At 71.8% G+C, this 2387-nt stretch carries 3 protein-coding genes; 2 read left to right on the plus strand and 1 reads right to left on the minus strand.

The window, feature by feature from the left end:
• Positions 1–142 precede the first annotated feature (142 nt).
• A complete protein-coding gene (locus tag SACPADRAFT_RS0220455) occupies positions 143–697 on the minus strand; it encodes a hypothetical protein (protein ID WP_007027307.1) in 555 nt (184 codons plus the stop codon).
• A gap of 33 nt (positions 698–730) precedes the next feature.
• Here SACPADRAFT_RS0220455 and SACPADRAFT_RS0220460 point away from each other — a divergent pair, with 33 nt between their 5' ends.
• Entirely contained in the window at positions 731–1480 is a 750-nt protein-coding gene (locus tag SACPADRAFT_RS0220460) for a DsbA family protein (RefSeq protein WP_007027308.1), read from the plus strand.
• Positions 1477–2370: a cytochrome c biogenesis CcdA family protein gene (locus SACPADRAFT_RS0220465; RefSeq protein WP_007027309.1), complete on the plus strand. Its 894-nt coding sequence runs from the start codon at positions 1477–1479 to the stop codon at positions 2368–2370. Before SACPADRAFT_RS0220460 ends, SACPADRAFT_RS0220465 begins: the two co-directional genes overlap by 4 nt.
• The last annotated feature ends 17 nt before the right edge of the window (positions 2371–2387 follow it).

Genomic DNA, 2387 nt, shown 5'->3' on the forward strand with positions numbered 1-2387 from the left:
TCGAGGCGCGGTTGATGTGGCTGTCCGGGCGGCGGGTGGCCCTGCGGTGGCTGCCCGCCCGGGTGGACTACGCCCTGGCGGCACTGTTGACCCTCGTGCCCACGGCGGCCTCGGTCGCCGTCTTCGCGGGTGCGGTGGCGCTCTACTGCCTGGCGGTGGCGGGCGGCGCGGCGTTCTGACCGGGGCCGCCCTCCGCCGCGCAGGTGTCGTCGGAGCAGTCCCGGAGGCGCCACCGTTGGGCCACGGCGGCCACCAGCAGTGCCAGGGACAGCACCGCCAGGAACGGTTGCAGCGGCGCCCACAGTCCCAGTGCGCCGGAGGTGCCCAGCGCCACGAGGACGAGCTTGTTGCACACCGGGCAGCCCACGGCGAACACGGTCAGCACCACCCCGGCCAGCGGTTTGCGCTTGGCCTTCTCGGACGGGGGTGGGCCCTGGATCGCGAACCACGCGAACGTCAGCGCCGCGGTCGCGGCCAGCACCGGGTACTCCCACCAGCGCACCGGAATCTCCCGGGTGAACAGCGGGGTGTCGAGGATGTCGGTCGGGATGCCCACCGCCAGCAGCGCGAGCAGGCCCATCAGTCCCGCGCGGGCGTAGCGGGCCGCGCGGGGGCGGATGGCGGGTTCGGCGGGGTTCGGCACCGGCTCCACGGGCGTGTCCAATCGGCTCGGGACTTCGTGGTTACTATGCTGCATAGTAGTTCAAGTCCTGAGTGACCGGGAGAGCCGATGCCGAACACGTCGCGGCGTACGTCGAAACGCGACCTCACCCTGGTGGCCGTCCTCGTGGTGGCCGCGATCGGGTTGATCACCTACCTCGTCGTGTCCCCGCCGGGCGGCGACGACGGCGCCGCACAACAGCCCGCCGGTCCGTCGGGCCCCTCGGCCTCGCAGAGCGAGGGTAGTGCCGGTGCCGACGAGAGCCCCCTGTCCGGCCTGGCCCGGCGCGACGAGGGCGACCCGACGGCGCTCGGCCCCGTCGACGCCCCGGTGACGATGGTCATGTACTCGGACTACCGGTGTCCGTTCTGCGCGAAGTTCAGCCGGGACATCGAACCCGAGCTGATCGACCGCTACGTCGACTCCGGGCAGCTGCGGATCGAGTGGCGGGACTTCCCGATCTTCGGCGAGCAGTCGGAGATGGCCGCCCGGGCCGGTCGCGCCGCCGCCGAGCAGGGCAGGTTCTGGGAGTACAACCGCGCCATCTACGAGGACTCCCCGGAGCGCGGCCACCCGGACCTCACCCGCGAGGTGCTCCTCGACTACGCCCACGAGGTCGGGATGCCGGACATGGAGACGTTCACCGCCGACCTGGACGACCCGAGCCTGGACGAGCCGGTCCGGGAGGACCTGCGGCAGGGCAGTTCGATCGGGGTGTCCAGCACCCCGACGTTCGTGATCAACGGTGAGCCCATTCTCGGCGCGCAGCCGCTCGACACGTTCGTCGAGGTCATCGAGGGCGCCGCGGGGCAGCAATGACCGAGGTCGGTCTGCTCGGGGCCTTCCTGGGGGGTCTGCTCTCCCTGGTGAGCCCGTGTTCGGCGTTGCTGCTGCCGTCGTTCTTCGCCTACGCGTTCGACACGGTCGGCGCGCTGGCCCGTCGCACCGTGCTCTTCTACGCGGGGCTGGCGCTCGTGCTGATCCCGCTCGGTGCGGGGGTCGCGGCGGTGGGTGCCCTGGTGACGCAGTACCGGGGCACGGTGACCCTGGTCGGCGGGCTGGTGCTCGTCGCACTGGGCGTGCTGATGATCCTCGGCCGCGGGTTCGGCTCGAACACCGCGCAGAATGCCGCCGCGAAGATCAGGATCTCGTCCGGTCTCTCGGTGTTCGCCCTGGGCACCGTGTACGGGCTGGCGGGGTTCTGCTCCGGACCGTTGCTGGGCAGCGTGCTCACCGTGTCCGCGGCGGGCGGGGACCCGACCTACGGGGGCGCCCTGATGGCGCTGTACGCGCTGGGGATGGCCGCGCCGTTGTTCGTGCTCGCCCTGCTGTGGGACCGCTTCGACCTCGGCCGCAAACAGTGGCTGCGGGGGCGGGAGATCACCCTCGGCCCGTTGCGCACGCACACGACGAGCCTGGTCTCCGGCCTGCTGTTCATCGGCGTGGGGATGCTGTTTCTGTTCACCGAGGGCACGGCCAACCTCGGCGGCCTGACGAGCGTGGACACCCAGTTCTCGATCCAGGAATGGGTGCAGGGCTTCACCGGCGAGGTGTCCAACATCGTGGTGCTGCTGGTGCTGGTGCTGGCGGCGCTGGCGGTGGTGCTGGTGCGGATGCTGCGCTCCCGGAGCCGGGAGCACGGCGAGGACGGCGAGCACGAGGGCGAACACGAGGCCGACCCGGAGCGGGCCGGACAGACCCGCCGGTGAGCCGGGACGGGGCGTCC

This window comes from Saccharomonospora iraqiensis subsp. paurometabolica YIM 90007 (genome assembly GCF_000231035.2).
In the GTDB taxonomy this organism is placed as follows: domain Bacteria; phylum Actinomycetota; class Actinomycetes; order Mycobacteriales; family Pseudonocardiaceae; genus Saccharomonospora; species Saccharomonospora paurometabolica.